We start from the raw sequence: 26149 nt of genomic DNA on the forward strand, positions 1-26149 counted from the left end.
TCGAGTCGAACCAATATTATACCGAAGGAGGTCTTTCTAACGGCACCAGTATTATTAACACTGCAAAATTATATTGTGAGTACGCATTCTTTTTACGTAGTTGATTTTTATTTGAATATTTGTTCGTTTTGCCTTGAAGCAAAAGAACCAAAAGTTCAAGACCTGGAAACTCCGGCTAAAAATAACCTACACTCTCTAAAAATTCTAAAACTTGCGCGAATCTAATGTTACTTTTTCGTTTCACTTTCTGTCTCGCGCTTCAAACAGTAGAATTTTCTTAACGTTCGTATAGCTTATTTTCTTAACGCCTCCATTTCCTATGTCATATTTCCATAGCTGCCATTGATGGAAATTTCAACCTTTTATTATTGTTTTTTCATTGATGTGATTTAAATAAAAGAGGCTAGATTCAAAAAGACTTGTACAAGATCATTTTCATGATCTGTTATGGAGTCGAACCAATATTATACCGAAGCAAGCCTTCTCTACGGCACTCTTTTATAGCATCAGGGTAAAAGCGGCGGAATCTTTTCTATGCCATCTACTCTGCCATTTGAGCTACATTCCGTTTACAACAGGAATGGCAGGAATTGAACCTGCATCTGACGGGGAACTCGAAGTATGATTCCAAAACGACACCTGATTTTAATTTTTCCATTGTTTCTTTCTGTATTTCTTCCAGTTTCGCTGGAACTTTGTATACCTTGCGTTCACCACTTCAAAACCGTGTGGAAAACAATATGAACACCCCATATCATCTCCATGCATCAATCTTGAGATTTGTACGCCTGAAATTTTCTTTGGAAAGTCGATTAATCCATATTCATTGAATCCGAATTTTTGTCTTAACGTTTTAGCTTTTTTCATAAGTATTGAGTATTAACCTCAATACACCGCTTCTTTTAGATCTGGTTTATAATTATTCATCGTTATTAGTTTTCTTTTTACAAAATTATATTCTTATTGCGCATTCTATTTACGCAGTTGTTTTTTATTAAAAAAAAACCAAGCAATGAATCATAAGAGTAATTGATGTTCAATTGGAAGTTGACGATGAAACTCTTATCAACGGCATTGGTTTGCTACCGGGCAATCTGGTGAAAGACTCTGTCAGTTTGGAATCGAAGGAGGTCTTTCTAACGGCACCAGTATTATTAACACTGCAAAATTATATTGTGAGTACGCAATCTTTTTACGTAGATGATTTTTATTTGAATATTTGTTCGTTTTGCCTTGAAGCAAAAGAACCAAAAATTCAAGACCTGGAAACTCCAGCTAAAAATAACCTACACTCTCGCGCTTCAAACAGTAGAATTTTCTTAACGTTCGTATAGCTTATTTTCTTAACGCCTCCATTTCCTATGTCATATTTCCAGAGTTGTTATCACAGGAGATTTCGACTTTTTATTATTCTTTTTCACATACATTCTGTTAAGTTTTACAAAGAGCTATTATCCATAATAAAGAAGAATTCATAATTCATAACTTATAATTATCATTCCTAGCCCCGATTGCAACGGCATCCTTTTTCTTAATGGCTTGAAAAAAGCTTTTGGCGAAAAAGATAAAGTGGAAAGCGGGAGTAAGCTCCTGAATATATTGATTGTTTTTTTCTATATTTTAAAAGCAGTGCCTGTTACAGCACTACTTTTTGAATCATTTTCACTGCAGATTTTTTGTCTTCCAAAGCATTCAGTACATCGAAAATTTTGTCTGACCAACCTGCAATAAGATGTACATCATCCTTTCTGATATCAAGCGGCTGTGTACCATAACCTGCAAGGTCAAAAATATACAGCTTTGCATGAGGCGCGATGGCTTTGTATTTTTTCCACACGTCTTCAAAGGAGTTTCTGTTTCCTGTGCTATCCCACATCTGAGTATCGGTGAACAGCATTACTTTATCTGCCTGCTCTCTTCTTTTGATAAGATCTTCAATAACCAGATAACCATTGGTGGAATATCCTACTTCACCTTCACGTTTGTAGAATGCATCTACGTTCCTTAAAATACCGTTTTTCGGCATTGGAACCCTCAGCCAACGGTCACCGAAGATCCCTGTCACCACATTTTTACACTGTGATTGGAGGATCATAGACATCAGCAAACCAATATCATACAGTAAAATTTTACTTTTGCTGGAAACTGCTTTCTGCATAGAACCTGACACGTCGGCAGCGATCACCACTGATGTCTCAAAACCAAAGCCTTTGATGTTTCTGGCACTTACCACAACAGCATTTTCTAACGCTTCCAGTACTGAGGACAAATACGGAGAATCAAAGTTTTTTAATTCTCTGTAAGCCGCCAGGAATCGGAATGGGAGCTGTTTTGAATTGGTTACGGCTCTCTCATCGGAAAGATATCTGCACACTTTGTTCATCGCATCAGAAGATACTTTAGCTTCCAGAATATTCCTCAGGTTTCTCATGGTTGCCATATAGCCCAGTTTGTTGCTGAAGATCAATTCTTCCCATTTATTTTTGACAGCCAGTTTTCTTTCTGCATCATTTGCAAATTTCGTCTGACCCAAAACGGAAAGCTCCACTTCCCATGTATAAGGAGTTTCCAGGGTATTGTTAGCAATTTTGTTGAAAACTGCCTGCTGGTTGTCATCTTTAGCTTTCGGGTGAACCAGGAATAATGCATCTTTCAGCGTTACTTCTGATTTTCTGTTGTATTTGGCAAACTGGTATTCATCAAACTTATTGAATGATTTCACCAGACCTTTCTGAATCTGTTTGGACAGTTTGTTCAGTTTCTTGGTATCTGTTCTTTGATTGGCAAGCTGGTAGTAAGCCAATAATTCTGTGATTTCATCTGCTCTCTGAACGACTCCATCTACTGTTTTGCTTACAAGGTCTGTACCTGAAGTCTGCTTTGCCAATTCAGTTGTCAAAACCAATGGGATAGATCTCAGATACATATCTTTTCTTGCATATACGGCCAGCTTTGCCACAAATTCGGGATCATTTTTTTTGATCAGAGACTGGATTCTTCCTAATCTGTCATTTCCTTTTTCATAGCTGGCATCTGACAGTCCTGTTGTAACAACAGCACTATACAATTCTTCTGCAGGCGTCATGGCATAAGCTTTTGCACCTTCGTAGTTCTGTACTACTTTATTTTCTTTTTTTAAAAAATTAAATTTCATGGTTACTGTTTTTATTGTTAAACATGGGAAGGATTGATACTTCCTCTCTGATTTCTGATGCAAAGTAAAAACAGTATTGCGCAACCTTTTTGCGTAGTTTATTTTTCTTTGATTTTTTTTTATTTTTTAAAATGATTCTCGCAGATTATGCAGGATTACGCAGATTTTAAGTTTTGGCTGAAGCCGAATGAAAGGTGCTCTATTTGAAAGGCGGGCTAAAGCCCACCGCTATTGAACAGTATTGATTTATAGAATTTATTTTAACCACAGATTAGCATAGATGTTGTGGCGATATAATTGAATTCATCATTCATCATTTATAATTCATCATTCATCATTATAAAATCCTTCTATCATTCATTTTCATTAAAGAAATCGCGTATAGAGCGTTTCCAGATGAGAGTTTTCTAGCTTTGTTCTTATTAAAATTAAGCTATGATTAAAGGAATATATGAGACTCATGTTCAGGTGAGCAATCTGGAAAATGCAATACAATTTTACACAGATATATTAGGACTGAAGCTCGCTCACAGGGATGAAACCAGACCTATTGCTTTTTTATGGGTGGGAGAAGGAAAAGAGTTTATGCTGGGGCTTTGGGAGCAGAAGGAGAATCTTCAGACCAGACATTTTGCTTTTTCCAGCAGTAAGGAGGATATTTTGAATTATTCTGTGGAGTTTCTTGAAAAGAAGGATTTAAAACCTTACAATTTTCTGAAAAACGGAACTGTAGAGCCTATGGTATTTTCGTGGATGCCTGCATTGGCTATTTATTTTAATGATCCAGATGGAAACCAGCTTGAATTTATTTCTATTCTGGAGGGTGAAGGCAGACCGGAACTGGGAGTACTGAGCTATGAGGAATGGATGAAGCAGACTGGTCATTAATAAGACACTCATACAACACAGTGGCGCAAGATGTTGCGCCTTTGTATTGCTCAACAAAATGATCAGATGAGCATCAGCAGTATTTAAACATTAACCAGTTTTTTCACTGCCAATACATGTTTACAAGGGCCTCTTTCCCTTTGATACTTACTGAACCACTCGCAGGTGCATCGTTCTCTTTCTTCCTGAATGATTACTGTATGATGCACACCAGTTCCTTTTACTCTGGCTTCTGTTCTTTCTTTATTACTATTTAAGATTTCTACTTTTCCGTCTTCAATCAGTTTTTCTGCATTTTTTATGCGGGGATTAAGCCCGATAATACGGCTTAATTTAAAAGGAAGTCTACGATAGAAAAATTCTCTGTCATTAAGATCGTAACCAAGTAATCCCATTGCAGCGAGTCTGCCAGTACTATTTTCAATTTTGTCAAAACTGATATGCTCTTCCAAAGCAATTCTGCCAGGATTAAAAGACTGATTGGCATAGGCGTATTTATCCAATGCATCAATCCACTCATCAGGGACATCTGAAATCAGGCTATCCAATACTGCACCTTCACCTGAAAAACCTCTCCAGCATTCTCGTGATAAAGAAAAACTGATCCGGATATTTCCCATAGTGAGCTGCCATGTGGTAGACTGCATATGAGCATGTGCGAAAACCTGCAACCCATCAATATAAGGAAGAAGAGGCTCTAATAAGCGCAGTCTGTGAAGTCCTCCTATACAAACAGAATCTGCAGATTTTACCGGAGAAAAAACAGGTTTATTTCCTCTCACGATTAAATAATAATCTGACTTCACCACTCCTTTCGGCATTCCTCTGAACAATTGCTGTGTCTGGATTTTGTTGAAGGTATGACGCTTTTCGGATTCTGATAAATACACCTGAACAGTTCCCAGTCCTTTGATCCATTTAGCAGGCAATGGTACTTTTCTTTCTATTATTTTGCTTTCCTCCTTATATAGCCCTACTTCTTTTTGCCCTACAGAAAGCATAATTTTTTCATTCGGACGTATGCTTCCTAAAGCTGTTATCATAGGCTGATTGAAATCCACATTCGTAGTTCCGTTTTCAAGAAACTCCCCATCTAAGCCTTCAGGCAGCACATCTACTCTTGCATACACTCCCGCACAATGAGAAAAACCTTCAAACCTTACTCTTTCATTTCCTGCTGTCACTATAGGATCTTTAAGAAGCGACATCTGAAAAGGCGACAGGTTAAAACTGGATTTCACGATGTTGGAAAGTGTGATCAGACATCGGGCCAAAATAAAGGGTTGCCTTACATCTCCCCAGAAAAAGCATGGAACATCAGTATTTTTATCAATCTCACTGTATTGGGCAAGAAATAGTTCTTCAAGTGCACCTCTCCTGACTAAAGAGGATGTTCCTGAATAGTTATAACTAAGTATATCTTCCATGATCTATTTTTTCAGAAGAAGATTACATATTTTTTTAAGACTTGAGTTTTCTTTCCAGTTGTTTAATTTTTCAACGACTTCCTGATGTACTGAGGAATGATTCAAAGCCAATACTTCATGGTAGATTTCCAGAATTCTTTTCAGATTGGTAACCGGTTCTTCCATTTGGAGTAAAATATTGAAAATCAATTCTTCGAGCGCTGCATTATGATTTTTACTTACATTAAGCATGTGGTGCTGCATCAGATCGGTTAATCTTTTCACCGGTGCCCATTCTAATTTTTCGTGCAGACCAATCACTCTTCCCAGTCTTGCATTATCCATCATCTGACCAGAAACATGTTCAAGCCAGATTTCAGCAGCTGTTCCACGAATAGTTTTGTCACTGTCCAGGAAAATAGTCCCAAGAAACAGATACCCAATTTCATCCAGAGGTTTTTTGATCTGATACAACGTATTGGCTGTATTCAGAACAAGGCTTCTTTCAAAAACTTCTGCAATTCCTGAATAGAAAAGGCAATATTTAATTACTTTCGCTAACGCATTTGCAGGTGTATTGGGGAAGCAAAGCATCAGCGCAGGAATTTCATTAAGCTCTTTCTGCTCGGCAACAAAATATTCCATGAACAAAGGTTCTGTTCTTTTTTCAAGATGATATTTTGGAATTGTAATGTTCAGCTCTACCGGATAATATGAATTTTTCTTATTGTCAATAGTTTTCCATTGATAATCCCCTGAAAAGAATTCTGTGGGAATATTATCATATCCGAAATTTTTAAATTCCTCAAAAACAGCTTCCGGTGAACGGGTAATTCCAGCTGTCATCCACCATGAAGGGTGTATAAACTTACCTTCCGGCTTTTCATTTTTTCCAAAGAAGAAAAGCAGTAATTCTTTATACTCACCTTTTAATCTTTTCTCTGTTTCTTCAATAGCTTTTGAAGTATCATCTAAAGCACAACGTTGCAGGGCCAGCTGAATATCCAGATGGTGAGGCTCTGCATTATTATTCTGATAACTCTCCAATCTCTCAACCAGCGTTACAGGAGAAATCCAGCATGGTGCATGGGTGATTGGGAATAACAACGGAAGTTTGTCTCCTGATTTTATTTTTTCAATTGCATAGATAGCAATCTCCTTAAAAGCTTGTCGTGCAGGGCAATCTGCTCCTACATCTTCTATCGGACCTAATTTTTTCTGATAATTGGAGTAAGACTCTCTCGTAGCTTCCTCCTCTTTGGTTTTCTGGTATATTTTTTCCAGACTCTTTAGCTGAATCGGATATTTTTCCATTAAAGCCAGCCCATAATTGATGATTGCATTGCATAATAAAACATTCAGATAAGGAACTTCCCATTTTGCAATGGTTTTACAGGCTTTCAAAAACACAGGTTCCATCAGTTTTACAGATTCTTCATCCACGTCTCCGGCAAACCTGATAAATCCTGTCAAAGCAATATCACAATGGTAGCTATACGGATCGTCCATTGCTAAAGGCAGATAGAACATGAGATCTTCAAAGTTCTGAAGTATCTGCACTGCATTTTCATTTGAAGTCAGCAATAATTTTTCTGATGCTATCGCCTCAAGTTCCGGCTGTTTCTCTTCAATATATTTTACCAGAAGAGGACGTACATTGGTTAATATATTATCTGAATAATGAGAAAGGGCGACTATCATATTTTCTGAAGCCGGAATGTATTTCAGGATGATCTTCGCTGCTTTTGATTGGATCCCATCATCTTTACTGACAAATGCTGTACTTAAAGCCATCCCAAGCATATCCGGATCCATTTTCTTTCTCTGGAATATTTTTTCCGTAAGCCCCAGACTGGAAACCACTACTGTTTTTACCTCAGAGCTTAGAAGATTCGGAAGATAATGTGAAAATTCTTCATTCTTAAATTCTGAAGTTCCCACAATTTTTTTCAAGTGGGATAATATTGTATTCACGGCTTTTGACTGTGAAGAAACAAGCCCTGCAAGAAGCTCATCCTGCAGATCAGATAATTCTTCTTCCGTTGGTTTTAATGACGTAAACGCATCCATAAACCAACCTGTGACATTTTTATTAAAATTCCTGTTGGCAGCCAGAAGGCACTCTTTCAGAAATCTTTTTCTTTCAATTTTCTTATCTGTAATAAGTTTTTGAACAATAGGAAACCATTCTTTGCGGAAAGGTAAAGATTTGGAAGGAAATTCGCACAAATACCAAAAATGAGTATTGAGTGTTTCAGGATGGCGGTCAAGATCTGCCGGATAATTGCTCAGATGATGTCCCAACAATTCTGGTTTGGGCTGTACATATCCTTTCTCCGTCCATCCTAAAATATCTTTATAATTAAATGCTGTAAATTCAGCTTCAACAGATTCATTGATAAAGTCTGAAAACCAATCCGGACATCCCCATTCCAGGATCTGATCAGTCTGTTCTACATTGCGGAAAAGACTCCAGTAGTTTTTACCAAAATTCTTTTTGTCCATGCAGACAAATGAAGCAATATCTATAATGGAATGCTGATTTACAGATCCTGCCGTATGGTAGGAGTTTTTAGTCATTACAATTTTACTGATCTCACGGTCCATTTTCTTGATAGACGGTACCAAGGTTTTCCTCTCTTCAATACTAAGCTCTTTTAGAAAGGGAATAATCTCATGTATTTTTTCCTCATTAAGGATCTCATAAAGTCTTTCTTTCATGTGCTTTAATTTGATGTATAAATTTGTTTCAGGTTATTCATTTTATGCCATTCTTTACTCTGCATGACACGATTTTTTTTCATCCCGGCATCATTTTGTTTGATCCGTTCATAATCAGTTTCAAAGAACCTTATAGGATTCTGAACTGTTTTTTCAACTGTTGAAAGAATGGATATCAGCAGTTTTCCGAAAGCAATATAGCAACTGGTAATCAGAATGATAGGTTTTGGAATTTCATGCATAAATCCTTTTATCTGATTCCGTTTAAAACTTAATTTTTTACCGGTTATTGTTCCCACTTCATTTCTTTAAAATTATTTAAAATCATCCTGGTTTTAGGGCTTCAAAAGCCGTACCACATAGCGTTTGATAATATTAAACAGTCCCGAAAAAAAGATTGCATAAAGCCTTTTCAGGAAAGGGTGCTCTGTTTCATTAAAATATTCAGAAACATAATTCCCGTTCAAGTAAAATACTTATACTCAAAACCTTACAAGATTTTATATTTTTCACCTGTCAAAGCAGAGTCTGAAAAAACAGGAAATTCTATACAAATTCTATTCAGCTGGTTATCATAAACACCTTGAAAAAATGGAATGAATTATAAAAAAAAGAAGCACTTTCAGGATATAAAGATCAAAGAATGTACTTACAATATCAACTGATGTTTTATCATATCCGTAATCTTATTCTTTGTACCCTTTTCCTCTTTTGCCATAAGCCAACAGTTTAAGTTTTTCACCTGAAAACCTTTACCAATAAGCATAAATTCATTCTTATCGGCTAAAATAAAAAAAATTGACTGAGAGACAGTAAATTATCCCTTAAAAGTGATTTTTTTAACAAATATTAAGTTAATGAAACAATCACTAATAAAGCATTTAACAGGATAAAAATAAATCCCTGTTTAAAGATATATCAATAGAAAAGTAGCTAAATGCTGTCTAGGATGATATTTACACAACATTTGGTGTCTTATTTTCAGGATTTGTGATCGCCCACAACACAATCAATTTACCACACGGATACGTTAATTTTTTTTAAAATAATAAATGTAGGATTGTAATTCGTTAAATTTTATATATTTGCAGAACAAAATACTTGACAACTCAAATACTTTTCAATGATTAGCACGGAATTATTATTTTTGATCAACATCAATAAACTACAGTCTGTAATTACCAGAAAATTTGATTCTCTGAGTGTTCACGGACTGGGATTCAATGACTTTGTGATTCTTTATGTACTCTATTCTTCCTCTGAGAGCAGAATGAGAAGAATAGATCTGGCTGAAAAAATAGGTCTGACCGCATCGGGAGTCACCCGTTTATTGAATCCATTGGAAAAAATCGGGCTGGTAGCCAGAGAAACCAACGAAAGAGATGCCCGGGTAAGTTATGTGGTCATCACTCCTAATGGTAAAAAGATATTTGAAGAAGCTAGGCTAAGCGCTGAAAATAGTACTAAAGAAATCCTTTCATCCAAAAAAAATAAATCGCTGCGCATGGTCAATGAGTTTTTATTTGATTTAGGAGGAAATATACAATAATGAAAAGATGAAAAATGCATTAAAGAAACAGCTACGAGAAAAGGCAAAAGCCCATACAACAACAATGGGAGTACTTGCTGTTACCAACACTTTAAACGGGAAAAAATATGTTCAGGCTTCTTTAAACCTGGAAGCACTGGTGAACAAGATGAAATTTCTTTTAAACGGAGGATTATTTACCCATCTACAATTGCAAAAGGAGTGGACTGAGTTGGGAAGTGATTCTTTTACTTTTGAGTTTGCAGTCGTTGTTCCTGATCAGAACAATGAATTTATCAACTATCGTAAAGAGATTCAAAAGGCTGAGCAGTTTTATATTTCCGGACTAACTACAGAATTGTATTAAAGTGATGGCAAAAAAATATCTATCTCCTACTTTTGAGGCAGGAAAGCATCTGTTTACAAAAAATATACAAGGAGCCATTATTAATCTTAATCTCATCAGATTAAAGAAGGAAGCAGATTATTCTGAATATCCGGATTTGAAACCTCACGAGAAAACAAGCGGCAGGGATGCCTATCTTACTTATATCAGGGAAACGGAACCCTATTTAAAGGAAAGCGGTGGAGAAATTCTATTTATTGGAAAAGGAGATCAGTTTCTGATAGGTCCTGAAAGTGAATATTGGGATTTGTGCCTCTTAATCAAACAAAAAAGTGTCAATGATTTTTTCGGTTTCGAAAAAAATGAAGATTATATGAAGATTATGGGTCATAGAATGGCTGCAGTAGAGGATTCAAGGCTTTTACCATTGGAAGAAATAGTATTAAATATACAAAGAGATTAAATGAAAACAGTCAAAATGAATGAGGCGGAATTATGCTATGAGGAATTTGGCGAGAAAAATTCTGATACCATTGTATTAATTTCCGGATTAGGAAGCCAGATGATCCGTTGGGATATTACATTCTGTGATCTGTTGGTTGAAAAAGGATTCAGGGTGATTCGGTTTGATAACAGAGATTCGGGAGTTTCTGTTTTTAATGCAAAAAGAGAAATTCCTGCTGGTAAAAGCATTGAAGAGGTTTTCGGGAATCTCAGTAACGAAGGGATTCCTTATTCTTTAATGGATATGGCGAATGATGTTATTGGTCTTCTTAATTATTTAAATATTGAAAAAGCTCATATTGCAGGGCGTTCCATGGGAGGAATTATTGCACAGCTTTTAGGTTCCTGTTATCCTGAAAGAGTTTTATCATTGACGATCATCATGTCAACATCCTTAAATCCTTCCCTTCCCAAACCTGATCCGGAAGTGATGGCTATGATGACACAGGTGTCCGCTGATCCTGTTCTTCAGAAAGAAAAGTATTTGAAGGAAAAGATCCGTTTTGCAAAAAAAATATCGGGTTCGGGATATATTTTTGATTCGAATCTGGAAAAAGCTTTGCTTGAAGAGGAACTTATACGTTCCAGAACCAAAAACGGAATCATCCGGCAGCTTTTAGCCATTGGTTCCTTTCAATATAACCCTGAAGTGCTGAAGAAAATATCGGCTCCAACTTTAATCATTCACGGAACAGACGATCTGATCTTTCATCCTGATTGCGGAAAAGATATTGCGGATTCTATTCCGGGTGCCGAATGGCTGCTTATTGAAGGAATGGGACATTCTATTCCTATTGAGCTTTACAGTTTTATTAGTGACAGGATATCTGATTTAACAAAATAAAAAAAGGCTGCCTCAACATTTGAGACAGTCTTCATTTTTAAATATCTGTTTCTATTTCAGAGTATTTAATAATTCTTAAGACACCAATGCAGAATCTTTGCAATGTTTTTGGCGTCATCTACACCTCTGTGGTGGGTACCTTCTAAAGTCATACCCAATTCACCCAAAGCTCTGTTCATCCCGACACTTTTCCTGATTGTAGGATGAATTTCACCGAATAATGTCTTCACATTAATGTGGTCATCACTCATGGGATAATCTGTGTAGAATCTTCTTGCCTGGTTTTGAAGCATATTCAGATCGTAGTTTCCGTAGCTTGCCCATGTCAGTTCTTCCGAATCATATTCTGCTCTCAGGATATCGAAAGCATCATCCAGCATAATGCCTTCATGATCCAGCATATTTTGGGTAATAGTAGTCAACTCTGTACAGAACGAACTTACTTTTGAATACTGGGGTTTTACTAAAATTCCTTCATTTTTAGAGATCTTACCTGTTTTTGCATTCATAATGCATACCCCGATTTCAATGATTTCGCTTTCCTGACCTCTTGGCGGGCGGTTTTCCCAACACGTTGCTTCGAGGTCTACTATTAATATATTGTCTGTTGTTTTCACTTGTTTAAAATTTAATTGTTAAAGCATGGATGATGTGGGATTGAAGAAGTTTTTATAACGTCTCATTTACTTCCAGCCTCCAGCATCAGTCTTCCAGCCTATTGATTATTTACAGAATCTTACTTAAAATTCTGGCTGTATTATAAGCATCGTCTGCTCCGCTGTGATGGGTGCCTTCAAAATCCATATTCAAATAATGTAAAGCTCTTTTAAGCCCTATTTGTTTATGCAATTTGAAATGTCTTTTAAATTCATGCATCACATTCATATAGTTTTCTGAAAAAGGATTGGTTATCCCGAGCCAGTCACATTGTTCTATGATCTGCTCTCCGTCGAAGTTTCCATATCCTGCCCAGGTAAGCGGTTCTGAATGGTATTGATCCCTGATTATTTCACAGGCTTCTTCGAAATAAATTCCTTTTTCTTCTATCAGTTGTGGCGTAATTCCGGTCAATTGTGTACAGAATCTGTTGATTTCTGAACGTTCCGGAATAACATAAATGCTTTGTTTCTGGGAAATTGCCTTTGATGTTAAGTTTAATTTGCAAATTCCTATTTCTATAATATCGACCTGTTGCCCAATGGGAATTCTGTCGTTTTCCCAGCATGTGGCTTCCAGATCGATGATGATCATCTCATTGGTTGTTTTCATGATTTTTTTAGAATTAGAAGCTAGAGGTTAGTTCGGTTTATACTTCTCATATCCTCAAGCTTCATTTTCATCGTTAATTGTTAATTTCTGGGAGCAAATGGAGGCGTCCATTTTTTCCTCTTCATTATTTCTTTGACTTCCTCGTAGGAAACCGGATAAAAATTGTGGCAGTCTACTCCAACATCAAAACTCAGTGCCATCTCATCATCCGGCAAGGTTCCGTGTGAGTGGCCGTATAATTGCCAGACTCCACGGTGTGAGCCATTCCAGGTACGCATGGCGTAATGGAAAAGAATGATTTTTTGTTTGCCATTACTTTGATCCGGTTCATCAATTCTGAGTTCGTGGTAATCTCTGATGGAAGCAAATCGTTTGGGATACGTTAAAGCAACTCCTTCATGATTGCCTTTGATCAGATGAATATTGCCATGTAACTGGTCTAAAATCTCCTTTGTAAAATCCGGTTTTCCTAAACTCATGTCTCCTAAGTGGTATACCGTATCACCGGGCTCAACTTTCTCGTTCCATCTTTTAATGAGCTCTTCATTCATATGGTCCAGAGATTCAAAAGGCCGCTCTGAAAATTTTATAATATTCTCATGACCAAAATGATGGTCTGCTGTAAAAAATATATTGGGTTTCATTTTTTTAATTTTTTTTTTAAAATCACCCCGTCAAAAATTTTTTGAATTTTCGCCACCCCTCCAAAGGATGGGAATTGTCACACTTTCAGTAGTTCTATTTCTCTTAAATACAATGAAGTGTTTTCGTTATTCTGACTTTGATGGTTACTTGTTATACATAAAAAAGTTTCGGTAAAAAATTACCGAAACTATACTTTGAGCGTCATTAACTCTTCTTTTATAAAATCAATGACTAGAGAATTCAACTTTTTGTTGATCCTTTTCTGCTCTTCTTTTTCAATAGCTGCAAAAGCTGCCGGGAAGTCTTTCTGGAAATCCTCTAAAATATCCTGTGAAAAAAGACCAATGACCTTACCTATCATTTTAGGTTCGAATTCGCCAATTTTGCTCACCACATTATTCAATCTGTTGGCTGTAGCATATTTTTGGATTTCTTCCCAGATCTCCTGCGCTTTTTCGCTGAAGTGAATCTGTTTTTGAACAGTTTTACCCTCTTTTTTAACCATTTTGGACTTTTCGACCCATTTTTCATTCTTATTTTTCAGAATAATTCTGGCACCGTTACCAAAATATCTGGTTTTCAAAGTTTTTACGATGGTACCTTCACACCTATTGTCTTCCAATTCAGGTAATCCAAGCCAAACCGGAATTTTTGAATTGAAAACATTAGGGAATTTCAAAGCTTCCTCAAGAGTTCCCTGAAACAAAATTTTTGCATAGAAAAATCCTGTCTCTTCAAAAATCTGATTGACCACTTCTGTATCCAAATAGGTAATTCCATTCAGTTTAATATCGAAAGCGTAAAATTCGTTGTAAGGTGCATATTCAATACCTTTCTGTACTTTCACAGCATCTTTTACGGGCTCTACTTCTTTATGTTTGTAACCACCACCGAACAATTCACCGTAGAACACTACAGTTTCTACATCCGGGTAAATGGTTTTCACTTTTTGAAACACTTCTATTACATTTTTTCTGTAGCGTTCCAATATCTGATGGGCATTGAAAAATTTCTCATCTTTTTCGATAAAAGCAGTTCTCTTCGCGATTTTAATTTCCTTTCCGTCGGTAAAGAAAGAGAAATTAGCTCCGTGAACTTTTTCCTGTACGATGAAAACCTCATCCCCAAAACCCTGCATCCTGATCTGTTCGATCACGCGGGCCTGGTAAGCATTTTCTATAGCGTTATATGTTTTGAAAATCATTTTGTTTTAGTTTTTTTAATTGTTTCTAAAATTTTTTAAAAGGTTTAGAATATTTTCCTTTCCTACCGGATTCATGGAATGGCAATAGAATTCAGGAAGGCCCAGATCATTGTCCATGCAATATTCTATCAGCCATTTGGCACAGTCATATCCTGTTTTTTCAACAAATTCCTGAGAATCCTGTTTCAGATAGTGTTCATCCGCCAGATCATGGTCAAAAGAGATCATTTCCGGAAGTCCTTTTTCCAAAATCCTGTTGACAAACTGTTCGTAATTCCGAGCAATGTGCCAGTCGCTTCTGAGGAAAATATCCTGTTTTGTATAATGATAAGCCTCAATCGGGTATCTTATATCATCCAGAAATAGTAATCTTTTTGTTTTTTCCATGAGTTAATTTTTATAATTTTTAAGCTTCCTGCATCTTGCTTCCAGCTTTATTACACCATCATATCAGCACAGTTGGAACTGGCGAAAGCGTAAGGCTTTGCTTTAAACACATATCCCATTCCCAGAATATATCCCATAGCATCTTTCAGTGCAACATTGGATTTAAAATCCGGGTCGGTATTAATGTCTGCGTGTACCTCCATTTCCACACCATAAGCATCCAACACAGAGCAGATTGCGTATGCAATTTCAACAGATTTGTTGACTTCATTCAGCATTCGCTCCTTGATACTGATACTCTGTATTTCTCTTTCTTTTCTGATAAAGGTAAACGCTCCTTTTCCCTCACGAATAAATACTACTGCCGTAGCATAGTTGATGGCATCTCCGTATACATGGGAGTCTGATCCCACACATACTTTCAGACGGTGTCCGTTGGCCTGTTCGCGGAGGATGGCTTCTTCTACCAGCTGTGTGATAGAGTGTTGGAAAATTTTCCCATTCATATTCTGCCATGTTTGTTGTTGCGTTTCCATTTTTTCTACATGTTTTAAATTTATAAATGATTGTTGATAATTGATAAATGATAACTGTCTATTGGTTGCCATTTTGAGCACTCCGAACCGGACTCGAACCGATACCATCAGTTTTGGAGACTGAGATGCTGCCATTACACCATCAGAGTAAATGCTGTTGATTCATTAGGACTCGAACCTAAACTCCAAGAATCAAAATCTTGTGTGCTGCCAATTACACTATGAATCAATTTCATGAGCAATAAGTAATTGGTAATGAGTAATATCAGAAATCAGTCGGGTATCAATGATTGTTCATTGCTTATTACTTATCATTCATGTTTTTGTGGAACAGACAGGAATTGAACCTGTACCTTTAGTTTTTCAGACTAACGTGCAGACCTTCTACACCACTCTTCCGGATTTTATAAGTAATGAGTAATTGGTAATGAGTAATTTTCACACTACAACATTACTTATTGCTCATTGCTTATCATTTATGTTTTGGTACGGGAAGAGGGATTCGAACCCCCAAAAGCTTGATCCTAAATCAAGAGTGTCTGCCATTCCACCATTCCCGCAGGTTTTTTATAAGTAATGAGTAATTGGTAATGAGTAATATTTTCTATTTTCATTATTACTCATTGCTCATTGCTCATTGCTTATTACTCATATTCTGTACCTCTCCCCAGATTCGAACTGGGACTTTACGGGGTTTAAAGCCGTTTTCTCTGCCAATTGGAATAGAGAGGCGTAATTTATTAGTAATGAGTAATCGGTAATGAGTAATTTGAAAATCTATGGTTATTACTTATTGCTCATTGCTTATTACTTATTGCTCATTGCTTATTACTTATGTCATGCTAGGTTTGAGAAAGCTCTGTCTGTTGATAAACTATGCCTGTTAGTGTTTGTAAAGATCTTCTGCGCTTGACAAACCTTTCTCGTTTCCTAATTGTATTTTGTTTTAAAAAAGTAAAAGGCTGTCTGTTTTTATTGACTAAAGATCTTCTGCGCTCGACAGTCCTTTTTTCTCTTTTCTTCATTTTTTGTGTGAATGGTAACTGGTCAATTTTTAAAAAAAATCTGAACTTTCATGGTATTATTATCAATTCAATATTGACCAGCTATTCACATCCAGTACTCTATAAGGGAATCGAACCCTTGTTTTCTGCTCGAAAGGCAGGCGTCCTCACCGTTAGACGAATAGAGCATTAAGCCGCTGACCAGGAATCGAACCTAAACAACAAGAGTACATTTCCTGCATGCTGCCATTACATTATCAGCGGTTGGTGGAAGTAGTAGGATTCGAACCTACTCAGCAATGAAGCAACAGATTTACAGTCTGCCCCGACTCTCCAACTTCGGCGTACTTCCGGATTTTTTTGAGTAATTAATAAGTAATTCCTCATTTTTCCTTTTAAAAAGAAAAGGTCTGTCTTTATTGAATGTTTGATTAAAGATCTTCTGCGCTCGACAGCCTTTTTCTTTTATTAATAAAGGATATTCTTTGCTATAGATGATAAAAGATCATTGATAAAAGATTCTTATATTTCCTATAGTTTTTACTTTGAGATGGCTATGGGATTCAAACCCACTCAGTTTACACAACGGTTTTGCAGACCGCCCCGACTCTTCCACTTCGGCGAACCATCAGATTAAAAAATAAAGTCTGTCTTCATTTGTTTGATATAAGAACTTCTACGCTTGACAAACTTTATTTTACCTAAAAATTTATAAATGATATTCCTACTTTTAATTCATCCGGAGAGAAGAAAAGCCTGTCTCTATTTTTCGTGTTTAGCGTAAAGATCTTCTGCTCTCGACAAACTTTTGCTTTTTCTCCTGAAACAATTAACAATTAGTTACCTGCGATTCTGGAAAGACTCGAACTTTCAACTTCCGGTTTAACAGACCGGTGCTCTGCCATTGAGCTACAAAATCATTGTAATTCCGGAAGGACTCGAACCTTCAACCTTCGGTGTATCAGACCGACACTCTAACCACTTGAGCTACGAAATCATTTGTATTCCATAAGGGGATCGAACCCTTGTCGTCCGGTAGAAAGCCGGATGCACTTGCCACTATGCTAATGGAACCAATTGTCTGGAAAGCAAGATTCGAACTTGCGACCTCCCGCGTCCAAGACGGGTAAACAACCACCGTTATCTTTCCAGCTTTGGGGTTCACTTCTGTTTCTTTTCCGGGAGACAGCCGGATGGGAAAGTTTCCATGAACCTTTTTGTGATTCCGAGAGGATTCGAACCTCTAACCCTGGGTTTAGAAAACCCATGCTCTATCCAGTTGAGCCACGGAACCGCTTTTGTAACCCCAGAAAGATTTGAACTTTCAACCCCCGGTTTAAAAGACCGGTGCTCTAACCATTTGAGCTATGAGATTGTTTTGGTTTTGTGAATCATCAATAATCAATTTGCTTGACTTGCTAATTTTAAAATTCACATTCTTTGTAATCTCAGAAGGACTCGAACCTTCAACCTTCGGTGTCGTAAACCGACGCTCTATCCAATTGAGCCATGAGATTTTCTCCTTTGGGTATCTCCGGGGATCGAACCCTGTTCTCCGGTTCCACAGACCGGCGCTTTACCAAATAAGCTAAAGAAACCATAAAAAAAGCGCCTCTTTTCGGGAGGCGCTTCATCTATTTAAACGTAAGAGATCATTAAATGACCCACGTATATAAGCACCTTTTATCCACAATTCCACTTTCAAGAATACACGCAACACCTGTCGGCTCCTGTCCGAATAGTCTTGAATATTGATTGAATATGTTGTGTAACTGTTTCATTTTATTTTTGTTTGTTTCTAAATTATTTTTAAATGAATCCTGAAAACCTGTTGCTTTCAATTTTCGGTTGCAAAGTAAATATGAATTTTTCGAATCTGCAAATAAATTTTCAAATTAAAACCTTGAAAATCAGTTAATTACGCATTAAATTTAGAATAGAGAATTTCCGTCCGCAATATTTTGCAGATATCTTAATTACCTAAATGACTGTCTCTCACCGGGTTGCTTATCACTCTATTTTATCGTATTAAAGTTTCATTGTTGATTAAAAATTTTTCATGTTTATGGTTATTTTTTTTCATTCTAAATAATTTCTGACCTAAAAAACAAAAAACGCCTCGGTTTTCCGAGGCGTTTCTGTTGTATTTTGATTAATTTTTTACAGGTTTATAGTAAATAATTTCCAAAGTCAGCACATTTCGCCTCATTCCATATCACCTCATCATATCCGAATAATCCTTTATTAGAAGGACTTTCGAATAGTTCTGCATTGATATGTGCTCTTTGTATTGTCATAATTTTCTGGTGCAAAGATAAATCTTTTTTAATATTATTTTATAATATTCACAATCTCGGGAAGGTTTTCAGCATGCAAAGGCGCAATATGACATCAAAAAAATGGTTATAAGGCGCAAGGATTTTAATTGCGATAAAATTAAATACTTTTTATTTTTTATGACAACTAATACAAATTTACACCATTGTCATTCTGACGAAGGAAGAATCCCATGTAAAGCTTAGATTCTTCATTTCACTGCGTTACATTCAGAATGACAGAGGATAGCAGGATTAATGTAAATTGTATATAAATAACTTTTTTATTATATACTTACTGAAAATCTTTGCGACTTTGCAATTTTCCAACAAAACAAAATTATTATGTTATCTTCAACGCAAAGTTTTAATTTCAGGAGTTTCTTATTTTAGGGAGCTAAGAAGAATCAATTACGAATTGATTTGATGAAGCAGACGTTTTATTTAATTTTTAAATTATTCAATCTTTACATATTTAATTTCTAAACATTTTATTTCTTCCTGTCTTAAATCTTGAAATATCTTTCAAAATCACTGCGTCATCAGGATTAAAAAATTTCAGTTCGTTTACAATTTCAGAATGGGTGTTTACTTTTTCTGCAATGATTTCGTAGGCTATTTTTCTGGTTGCTGCATGCAGCTTCGGATCTTTTTTAAATTCATATTTTATCGCTTCCAGAAAAGTAATCTTTTTATAAGCTGGAGTGTTTTCATATAAATTCAGAATTTCAGATTCTAATTTTTTAATGTCAAAGATATTGGCAAAGTAGTTATTCAAACAATTGAAAGCATCTTTATCTTCTTCCCATCCTTTCATTAGAACCTTCTGAGCATCTTTTGGCTGCTCCATTTTTTTACGGTACACCAAAGAAGCTTTTACCATCTGGTTGTTTTTCACATAATCGTCCGCTACTATCTGATAATAATAATGGGCATTTTTAAGATCGTTGATTTCTTTATAAAGATCTCCTACCTTTTCTTTCTGTTCCATTTCTTTGTAAAGGTCAATGGCTTTCTTATGTTGTTTTGCTTTTTCATAGCAGGCTGCAGCATCGGATTTATTATTGAGTTTTTTAAGGTATACAACTGCTGCTTCATTGTAGAATCCCCCATTTTCCAGGGTCTTTGCTCCTCTGTAGTTGTCATGCAGAAGATTCATATAGACTCTCGCTGCTTTTTTATAGTCTTTTTCGGCAATGTATTTTTCGGCAAGTTCTTCATATTTGCTCCGGATCCTGTCGAAAAGTGAATTTTCCAGATAAAAACTGCTGCTTCCCCGGCCTTTTTTTCCGGCTGAATTTCTGTCGTTTTGTTCTTTGTCTTTTAAAGAAGTAATCACAAGGAGAATGATAAAAGCCACAATTAAGAAAACTCCTAATGTTCCGATAACACTCCAGAAACTTTCATGGAATAACTGGGCTACAATTCCGACAATCTTAAACATGGCCAACAGCACGAATGCCGCCATGAATTTGTCTATAAATTTCTGTTTATTCATCATCATCTGAGTTTAAAATGGTTTTATCTTCTCTAAACAGACGATAAAGGAGTAACAGTACACAAATTACCAGAATCCATACAAACCAGTTGTATCCAAACATTTCTACCAGCGGGTAAAATAAATATACCAGCATCGCTACAAGAATGGTTATTAAAATAAATTTCACCCAGCCAGGTACATAATCACCGCCAAGGTTTAATGATTTATTTTTAAACAGAAATGAATACAATCCTACTCCGGCAATCATCAGAATTACCATATACAGAATATCGGAAACCGGGGCCTTTTTTTCTAAAGAAGTTCCGTCTGTACCCAAACCTTTTACTTTCGATTTGTCAATGGACGCAGAAGAAGGATCTACGATATCCAGCGTACCGTAAAGTTTTCCTAATGAATCCGCCATCAGGGCTTTCTTCTTTTTCAGAAGATATTTTACAACATCACCATTCACTGGTTTCCCTTTAGTGTATTGCTTTAAAGAATCTGAAATTTTACGTTTCAGATTTTCATTTTTCTGTTCAAGATGTTTTGTAATTTTTTTAGTATAAATACTTTTTAGGGAATCTCTGCTCTGTTTTTCTTTATTAACAAGATTCTCTATGTCTCTTCCTATTTCACTTACGTTTCTTCCTCCCGTTTTTTTATAGTTCTCATTATCTTCTTTTGTTTTGAATTTTGAGATTCGCCCCTTAACAACCTCTTTGGATAATGCTTTTCTCTGCTGATGGTACATTGAATCTATCTTAAGGTCAATTTCCGAAGTTCCGGACTGGAAAGCTATCATATCCGAAGACTCTTTTATGGCATTGTCTACAATAGTTCCAGATGAACTCGTGTTTGATTCCTGTTCTGAACTACTATTATCTGCAGGTAATGCTATCTTTAAAACAATGGCCGCAACAATGATCCCCCAAAATACTCTGCGAAAATTTCTGGTTCCTGCACTTTCTTTTTTCCCTCCTGTGCCACCACCAAACAGTCCTTCAAGCCATGTAAATTTACCAAAACCATCTCCTCTGGAAGTTCCCATTACATCCAGGGAAACACCTAATTCAACAGCTCTTTCGGGGTATTTTTCTATATATTTTAAGTATTTTTCTATTTCCTTTTTATTTCCTGACATTACTTTTTTAAGATCAAATGGCAGATCTTTCATCCATTCTTCTTCGGTTTGTTTGGGCTGTAATGCTTCCAATACTTTTTCATCATCTATTTCCACCGTATAGCTTTCTATTTTTTGAGGAATTGAAACGCCATTCAGTGGTTTACGGATACTTTCAGTTATCGATCCCGGCTGTTGAATCAATGCGGTCCAGTCGATTTCATCAGACAGTTTTACCCATCCGAATTCGGGATGCATAATCAGAAAACGGCAATCAAGTTGTGTCCAGTCTTCAGGATTTATTTTGGGATAGAAGGTTGTATTTTCAGGAATAAAAAGCCTGTCGTCCACACTTTGAAAGTAAGCATTTCTGCCTATTTCATGCGGAGCATGATCATTAAAAATGAGAAAGCAACCGTACAGCACATGGGGATGATCTGCCGGAATCGCAAAAGATTTTACCTGACTTAAGCTGATCCCAAGCATTTCCATTTCCTGAAGCCATACCACAGGTGAAGATCCCCTGATTAAAAGTCCTTTTTGGGGATAAGTATTTTTCGGGAAAGGTTTTATTCTAAGCTCCATAATCCAAAATCTGTTCTATAAAAGGTTTTAAAAACCTGTCATACATATCATCCATTGTTTTTACTTTCAACAGGGCGTGTTCCGGAAGATAATATTCTGATCCTCCAAATTCCGTATAGGTAGCCAACGAGAGAAAACCACCCAGTGTGGACGGAATAAAGAACTCCTCAATACTCTTGTTGCTGCTTCTGAAAGTCAGCATTCCCCTTGAATCAGTAATAATCTCACTTCCATCAGGAAATGTGAATTTATTTTTATTCTGTTCTGCGGAAACTCTGATATCATATTTGTTTTTAGAAAAATTAAGTGTGTTTTCGGAGGCACTGTACAGCTCACTCCCGGAAACAACAAGGTTTTCATTCTGGTTAATTCCTATTTTATTGAAATTATTGATTATCCTCAATCCGCTTTTTTTCAGCTTGGCGACCTCAGCTTCGGCTTTTATGATATTTTTTTCAAATCTTTCTTCTTTTCCGGTCGTAGGCTGCACAGAAATATTCCCGTCAATATTGATTTTGTAATGGGTAACATTGTCCGGATGATACAGATAAAAGCTCCGGCCAAAATAAATCAACCGGTAATATTCGGGAATATTCATTCCTGTAAGGTTCTGCTCAGAATATTCTCCGGTGTTAAGATTAATCTTTGAAACTAATTTCTGAACAGACTGATACTGACACAGAATAAAATGCTGCTGTCTGTTTTTTGCAAGAGCAAACTGTCCTTTCGGCTTTATAGAGATCTTATCAAAGAGCACTTCACAGCCATGATGGGTTTTATAATAATCATAGGAGTGTCTGTCATAATAATTATCGGAAAGATACGTTTTCAGCAATTGTTTTTTTGAACTCAGAATAAAAAATTCTCCATCATATAAAAATTTAGCAATCTTATTAACAGGTGTTGGGAATAAAATCGGATAGTTTTGCGGAAGATCAGTTTTCTTTCCGTTGAAGTTCTGAGTGGATTGTTTTTGCTGGGGCGGATTGGCCCACAGCTCCTGCAGTGGAAGTTTTATTTTCTGGATATGCTTTCTTGCTCCTTTATGGTGTTTGTAAAAATTGATCTCCCCATCGGAAGCCGTTGTTACTAAAAATTTCAGCTGATTCCTGTTCTGATGTACAACCCTCTGAATTTCCTCATCAGCCATATTATCCTGATGGGTAATGAAGAAAACTTCAATATCTTTTTCTGAACGGTATTCATTAAAAAACTTTTCCAGTGCGTCCGAAACTTCCAGAACGGCACTTACCTGATTAAGATTTTCCACCACATCTTCCACTTTGTTCAGCGCAATAGGAGTCGCCGCCTGTCCCAAAGCAAGAACTTTACATTCTGAATGGGCTTTTGGATGTTTAATAACAGCTATTGCAGAAGCATAAGCCAATACTTTTGGTGTCCCCCAGTTTCTAAGGGAGGTATCTATTAAGATAATTCTTTCAAAAATATTCTCTTCAGGCGGAATTTCTCTTTGAATATAAAGTGCTTCGTTGTTGACTACTCGATTCATAAAAACCTCATCTTCACTTGCAAATTCGGAAATAAGCATCCTGTGAAAATCGCCTTTGTTAGTTATATCAGAAATTCCTCCGATAGGCTGTTCACCTGGTGAGAGATGACGCATTGGAATTTTAAGACCGCTCCAGATTCTTTTGATCAGGCTTCCTACCTGAAAAGTCTTGGGTTCATCCTCTAATTCTTTGATAAAATCTTTAGTGGAATCTGCCGTTGTTTCTTCTTCTACGACCTCATCATATAGCTCTGGCTCATGCATCAATCCTTTCATGGCTTCAATGATGGCTTGTACCGTAGGGAACTTTTCGTTCAGGTTCAAAGCACTTAAATCTTTGTTTAAAGCTGATGACCCATCATCATGTTTTTCTGCACTGGAAGCAAGTTCATGCGGTCTTTTATAATAGAATCTCAGGAAACCATCGGAAAGGCTTGGGGACAATCTGTTGTGCCCGTTTTCAAAAAGAGTCTGCAGCAGTACAATTCTGTTCTGTCTCTGTTTATAGGCTTTGGGAAGTTCTTTAATTTTTTCAAGAAATTCAATTTGTTTTTCCACATTGAATTCAAAATCTTCTCCACTATAAAACTCTGCTGTACGTCTTAACGGGCCCGCAAAATCAGTATAGCCGTCCTGCATTGCATACAAAACCATAAGCAATGCCCCGAAAGGAGGCCATCCTACGGGCTGAAGATAATTTAAAATCTCCATGACATAGGGTCTGTAAGCAATGGCACCTACTCCCGGTACCGAGAGGAGATTATGATCATGATAACCGGAATCTCCGGGAACATCTTCATCTGTTTTCCATTCCCAAAAGTAATTTTCGTAGGATTGGAAGTAAGTATTTAGTTCCATTCTCTTGATTTTTCGGTAAGGCGGAATGAGCTTACGGACAAAGCACGGAAATCGGCATTTTTTATTAAAATACAGTTCCCATTTTCATCCCATAACAGCCACCCTTCCTGCTCTTTATTATATTTCTGCTGCAACAGTGGGCTTACATTTTTAAATTCAAAATCCAGACCTGCAGGCAGCAAATGTCTGTCTTTAGTCCAATAGGTTTTTCCGGGTAAGCTTAGCAGGGGAACACCTACAAACAGGGCTTTATCTCCCAGCAAAGTCCATTGTATATTTTCAAGTTTAAATTTGGGCAGTGCCACAATATTTTCTTTAATATCATCAATATTGCTAAGTAAGGCAATCACCGGCTGTTCTTCATTACTTTCTTTTAGTTGTATCTGAACCTGTTCCTGAATTCCAAAATAATTTTGGTTCGAAGGAGGCAGGCTAAGCTGCAATGCTTTGTTGATAGGAATCCAGAGTAATGCTGTTCTCATTTTTTTATGGGGAACCAAGGCCTCTTTTCTGAATAAAAGCCCATCACGAAGTTCGTATAAAATAAAATCCGGCAACTGTTGTAATTCTGAGGCAGCGGCCTGTTCTTCAGTAAAGCCTTTCAGCCAGATTGTATCATCATCTACAGCAAACTGAATATTTTGCCAGTCTCTGATTGAGCCCAGAAAATCTTCATCATTACGGGGAATTTCCGCCCGAAATTCTTTTAAACGCTTTGAAGGATCTTCTGCCATAAGCTTTCAATTTCTTGCTGGATATACTGCTTCTGTTCCGTATTCCTGATCCAGTCGCAACGCGTCTGCAGGTATCTCAGTTTATCTTTAATTACATTCTGTTCTTCAAAGCTCAGTGTTCCTTCATTCCATTTTTCCACAAGAATTTTCACGTCTTTCATGACTTCTTCGGGATTGGGAGTTTTGTTTTGCATAGCCTGTGGATGAGAAGCCGGATGATCATCTTTCTCGATCGTTCTGTTGATAATTCCTTCCAGAATTTCAATCTGTTCTTCTGTATCCCAGATATGTTTCAAAACCCACAAATCAGAAAGTACAGCTTCTTTTCTTCCGCAGATCAGAGCGCTTGCAGCAATCAGGTTCTGAAGTTTCACCGCTCTACGGTCTGAAATGGCAATCCCGGTATTTCTGAGGCTGATGATGGTATTCAGATAGACTTCATAAATGGGTTTAAGATCTATTGTTTTGCACAAGCTCTGAAGCTGTCTGATTTCGTCAGCATGGATTTCCGGAATGTTCGTTTCCTCCTGGATTTCCAGTTTTCTTCCTGCCAAAAGTACCTGTTGTAAGAGTTCAGGATTCACGTAATTTACATTAATTCTTACCAGAAAACGGTCAAATAAGGCGTTCAATGCTTCATCTTCCGGAAGAACATTACTAGCTCCTACAAACATCAGTGCAGGAAGATGTTTGGTTTCTTTACCTCTTTTAAATATTTTTTCGTTGAGAGCTGTCAGAAGTGAATTTAAAATAGCTGAGTTGGCATTGAAGATCTCATCAAAAAAGACCATAGAGGCTTCAGGCATCATTCCTTCTGTATTGGTAAGGAGCTCACCTTCTTTCAGTTTTCTTATATCAAAAGGTCCGAAAATTTCGTTCGGTTCTGTAAAGCGGGTTAATAAATATTCAAAATTATTTCCGTCTTTCACTGTTTTAGCCAGCGTTCTGACAATTGCAGATTTTGCAGTGCCCGGGGGTCCGTACAAAAAGGCATTTTCTCTTGCCAGCAGGCATATTCCCAACAGATCTATGACATCATTTTTACCTACAAAAGTATCTTTCACATAGGTAAGGACTGTATTAAGCTGATTGATATTCTGGTTCATTG

General features: G+C 36.7%; 23 protein-coding genes and 16 tRNA genes. 5 read left to right on the plus strand and 34 right to left on the minus strand.

Annotated features, from left to right (window positions below; genetic code table 11):
• Positions 1 to 645: 645 nt before the first annotated feature.
• Positions 646 to 867: a phosphate ABC transporter substrate-binding protein gene (locus RAH34_RS17000; protein ID WP_306596911.1), complete on the minus strand. Its 222-nt coding sequence runs from the start codon at positions 865 to 867 to the stop codon at positions 646 to 648.
• Between the two features lie 769 nt (positions 868 to 1636).
• Complete coding sequence (locus RAH34_RS17005) at positions 1637 to 3154, minus strand: TROVE domain-containing protein (protein WP_306596912.1); 1518 nt, start codon at positions 3152 to 3154, stop codon at positions 1637 to 1639.
• Between the two features lie 435 nt (positions 3155 to 3589).
• Here RAH34_RS17005 and RAH34_RS17010 point away from each other — a divergent pair, with 435 nt between their 5' ends.
• Positions 3590 to 4042, plus strand: a complete 453-nt coding sequence (locus tag RAH34_RS17010; protein ID WP_306596913.1) for a VOC family protein — start codon at positions 3590 to 3592, stop codon at positions 4040 to 4042.
• 83 nt (positions 4043 to 4125) lie between these two features.
• Here RAH34_RS17010 and RAH34_RS17015 read toward each other — a convergent pair whose 3' ends face one another.
• From RAH34_RS17015 to RAH34_RS17025, 3 genes are read right to left on the minus strand one after another with little or no spacing between them, the layout of a single operon-like run.
• Positions 4126 to 5469, minus strand: coding sequence for an SWIM zinc finger family protein (locus RAH34_RS17015; protein WP_306596914.1), 1344 nt, complete (start codon positions 5467 to 5469; stop codon positions 4126 to 4128).
• 3 nt (positions 5470 to 5472) lie between these two features.
• Entirely contained in the window at positions 5473 to 8169 is a 2697-nt protein-coding gene (locus tag RAH34_RS17020) for a DUF6493 family protein (RefSeq protein ID WP_306596915.1), read from the minus strand.
• A gap of 5 nt (positions 8170 to 8174) precedes the next feature.
• Positions 8175 to 8468 carry a hypothetical protein gene (locus RAH34_RS17025; protein ID WP_306596916.1) on the minus strand — a complete coding sequence of 98 codons (294 nt, stop codon included), beginning with the start codon at positions 8466 to 8468 and terminating at the stop codon, positions 8175 to 8177.
• 824 nt (positions 8469 to 9292) lie between these two features.
• On the opposite strand from RAH34_RS17025, the gene RAH34_RS17030 reads away from it, so the two are divergent.
• From RAH34_RS17030 to RAH34_RS17045, 4 genes are read left to right on the plus strand one after another with little or no spacing between them, the layout of a single operon-like run.
• Complete coding sequence (locus RAH34_RS17030; RefSeq protein WP_114820866.1) at positions 9293 to 9718, plus strand: MarR family winged helix-turn-helix transcriptional regulator; 426 nt, start codon at positions 9293 to 9295, stop codon at positions 9716 to 9718.
• Positions 9719 to 9725: 7 nt separating this feature from the next.
• Positions 9726 to 10064 (plus strand): GIY-YIG nuclease family protein, encoded by a 339-nt coding sequence (locus RAH34_RS17035; RefSeq protein WP_306596917.1) that lies wholly within the window; start codon positions 9726 to 9728, stop codon positions 10062 to 10064.
• 4 nt (positions 10065 to 10068) lie between these two features.
• Entirely contained in the window at positions 10069 to 10506 is a 438-nt protein-coding gene (locus RAH34_RS17040; protein WP_306596918.1) for a DUF1330 domain-containing protein, read from the plus strand.
• Entirely contained in the window at positions 10507 to 11391 is an 885-nt protein-coding gene (locus RAH34_RS17045) for an alpha/beta fold hydrolase (protein ID WP_306596919.1), read from the plus strand.
• 65 nt (positions 11392 to 11456) lie between these two features.
• Here the strand turns inward: RAH34_RS17045 and RAH34_RS17050 are convergent, their stop codons facing one another.
• The 29 genes from RAH34_RS17050 to RAH34_RS17190 all read right to left on the minus strand — a co-directional run bounded on the left by RAH34_RS17050 (position 11457) and on the right by RAH34_RS17190 (position 26147).
• Positions 11457 to 12008, minus strand: a complete 552-nt coding sequence (locus tag RAH34_RS17050; RefSeq protein ID WP_114820870.1) for a 3'-5' exonuclease — start codon at positions 12006 to 12008, stop codon at positions 11457 to 11459.
• A gap of 109 nt (positions 12009 to 12117) precedes the next feature.
• Positions 12118 to 12660, minus strand: coding sequence for a 3'-5' exonuclease (locus RAH34_RS17055; RefSeq protein WP_306596920.1), 543 nt, complete (start codon positions 12658 to 12660; stop codon positions 12118 to 12120).
• A gap of 80 nt (positions 12661 to 12740) precedes the next feature.
• The gene (locus tag RAH34_RS17060; protein ID WP_306596921.1) at positions 12741 to 13304 is read right to left on the minus strand and encodes a metallophosphoesterase family protein; all 564 of its coding nucleotides are present in this window, start codon (positions 13302 to 13304) and stop codon (positions 12741 to 12743) included.
• Positions 13305 to 13492: 188 nt separating this feature from the next.
• Entirely contained in the window at positions 13493 to 14509 is a 1017-nt protein-coding gene (locus RAH34_RS17065) for an RNA ligase, Rnl2 family (RefSeq protein ID WP_306596922.1), read from the minus strand.
• Positions 14510 to 14524: 15 nt separating this feature from the next.
• Positions 14525 to 14896 carry a cyclic-phosphate processing receiver domain-containing protein gene (locus RAH34_RS17070; RefSeq protein WP_114820874.1) on the minus strand — a complete coding sequence of 124 codons (372 nt, stop codon included), beginning with the start codon at positions 14894 to 14896 and terminating at the stop codon, positions 14525 to 14527.
• A gap of 50 nt (positions 14897 to 14946) precedes the next feature.
• A complete protein-coding gene (locus RAH34_RS17075; RefSeq protein WP_114820875.1) occupies positions 14947 to 15432 on the minus strand; it encodes a ribonuclease H-like YkuK family protein in 486 nt (161 codons plus the stop codon).
• Between the two features lie 78 nt (positions 15433 to 15510).
• Positions 15511 to 15581, minus strand: a tRNA-Trp gene (locus RAH34_RS17080).
• Positions 15582 to 15589: 8 nt separating this feature from the next.
• A tRNA-Gln gene (locus tag RAH34_RS17085) sits at positions 15590 to 15661 on the minus strand.
• A 97-nt stretch (positions 15662 to 15758) separates the two neighbouring features.
• Positions 15759 to 15831: transfer RNA gene (locus RAH34_RS17090), tRNA-Phe, on the minus strand.
• 85 nt (positions 15832 to 15916) lie between these two features.
• Positions 15917 to 15992 (minus strand) — tRNA-Leu (locus tag RAH34_RS17095).
• A 98-nt stretch (positions 15993 to 16090) separates the two neighbouring features.
• A tRNA-Leu gene (locus tag RAH34_RS17100) sits at positions 16091 to 16164 on the minus strand.
• A gap of 388 nt (positions 16165 to 16552) precedes the next feature.
• Positions 16553 to 16624: transfer RNA gene (locus tag RAH34_RS17105), tRNA-Glu, on the minus strand.
• Positions 16625 to 16701: 77 nt separating this feature from the next.
• Positions 16702 to 16788: transfer RNA gene (locus RAH34_RS17110), tRNA-Tyr, on the minus strand.
• A 196-nt stretch (positions 16789 to 16984) separates the two neighbouring features.
• Positions 16985 to 17066 (minus strand) — tRNA-Cys (locus tag RAH34_RS17115).
• 217 nt (positions 17067 to 17283) lie between these two features.
• Positions 17284 to 17355: transfer RNA gene (locus tag RAH34_RS17120), tRNA-Asn, on the minus strand.
• 4 nt (positions 17356 to 17359) lie between these two features.
• A tRNA-Ile gene (locus RAH34_RS17125) sits at positions 17360 to 17433 on the minus strand.
• Between the two features lie 5 nt (positions 17434 to 17438).
• A tRNA-Glu gene (locus RAH34_RS17130) sits at positions 17439 to 17510 on the minus strand.
• Between the two features lie 6 nt (positions 17511 to 17516).
• Positions 17517 to 17588: transfer RNA gene (locus tag RAH34_RS17135), tRNA-Pro, on the minus strand.
• A 68-nt stretch (positions 17589 to 17656) separates the two neighbouring features.
• A tRNA-Arg gene (locus RAH34_RS17140) sits at positions 17657 to 17730 on the minus strand.
• Between the two features lie 7 nt (positions 17731 to 17737).
• A tRNA-Lys gene (locus RAH34_RS17145) sits at positions 17738 to 17811 on the minus strand.
• 68 nt (positions 17812 to 17879) lie between these two features.
• A tRNA-Arg gene (locus RAH34_RS17150) sits at positions 17880 to 17953 on the minus strand.
• Between the two features lie 8 nt (positions 17954 to 17961).
• Positions 17962 to 18029, minus strand: a tRNA-His gene (locus RAH34_RS17155).
• Between the two features lie 62 nt (positions 18030 to 18091).
• Positions 18092 to 18217, minus strand: coding sequence for a hypothetical protein (locus RAH34_RS17160; RefSeq protein WP_262510849.1), 126 nt, complete (start codon positions 18215 to 18217; stop codon positions 18092 to 18094).
• A 387-nt stretch (positions 18218 to 18604) separates the two neighbouring features.
• Complete coding sequence (locus tag RAH34_RS17165) at positions 18605 to 18733, minus strand: hypothetical protein (protein WP_047428305.1); 129 nt, start codon at positions 18731 to 18733, stop codon at positions 18605 to 18607.
• Positions 18734 to 19226: 493 nt separating this feature from the next.
• A complete protein-coding gene (locus RAH34_RS17170) occupies positions 19227 to 20249 on the minus strand; it encodes a hypothetical protein (protein WP_114820971.1) in 1023 nt (340 codons plus the stop codon).
• Positions 20242 to 21939: an APC family permease gene (locus RAH34_RS17175; protein WP_306596923.1), complete on the minus strand. Its 1698-nt coding sequence runs from the start codon at positions 21937 to 21939 to the stop codon at positions 20242 to 20244. Before RAH34_RS17175 ends, RAH34_RS17170 begins: the two co-directional genes overlap by 8 nt.
• A complete protein-coding gene (locus RAH34_RS17180) occupies positions 21929 to 24307 on the minus strand; it encodes a hypothetical protein (protein ID WP_306596924.1) in 2379 nt (792 codons plus the stop codon). Before RAH34_RS17180 ends, RAH34_RS17175 begins: the two co-directional genes overlap by 11 nt.
• Positions 24298 to 25041 (minus strand): hypothetical protein, encoded by a 744-nt coding sequence (locus tag RAH34_RS17185; protein WP_114820880.1) that lies wholly within the window; start codon positions 25039 to 25041, stop codon positions 24298 to 24300. The genes RAH34_RS17180 and RAH34_RS17185 overlap by 10 nt, the downstream gene beginning before the upstream one ends.
• Positions 25014 to 26147, minus strand: coding sequence for an AAA family ATPase (locus tag RAH34_RS17190; protein WP_306596925.1), 1134 nt, complete (start codon positions 26145 to 26147; stop codon positions 25014 to 25016). The genes RAH34_RS17185 and RAH34_RS17190 overlap by 28 nt, the downstream gene beginning before the upstream one ends.
• Positions 26148 to 26149 lie beyond the last annotated feature (2 nt).

The sequence above is a fragment of the Chryseobacterium sp. WLY505 genome, from assembly GCF_030846215.1.
GTDB lineage: Bacteria > Bacteroidota > Bacteroidia > Flavobacteriales > Weeksellaceae > Chryseobacterium.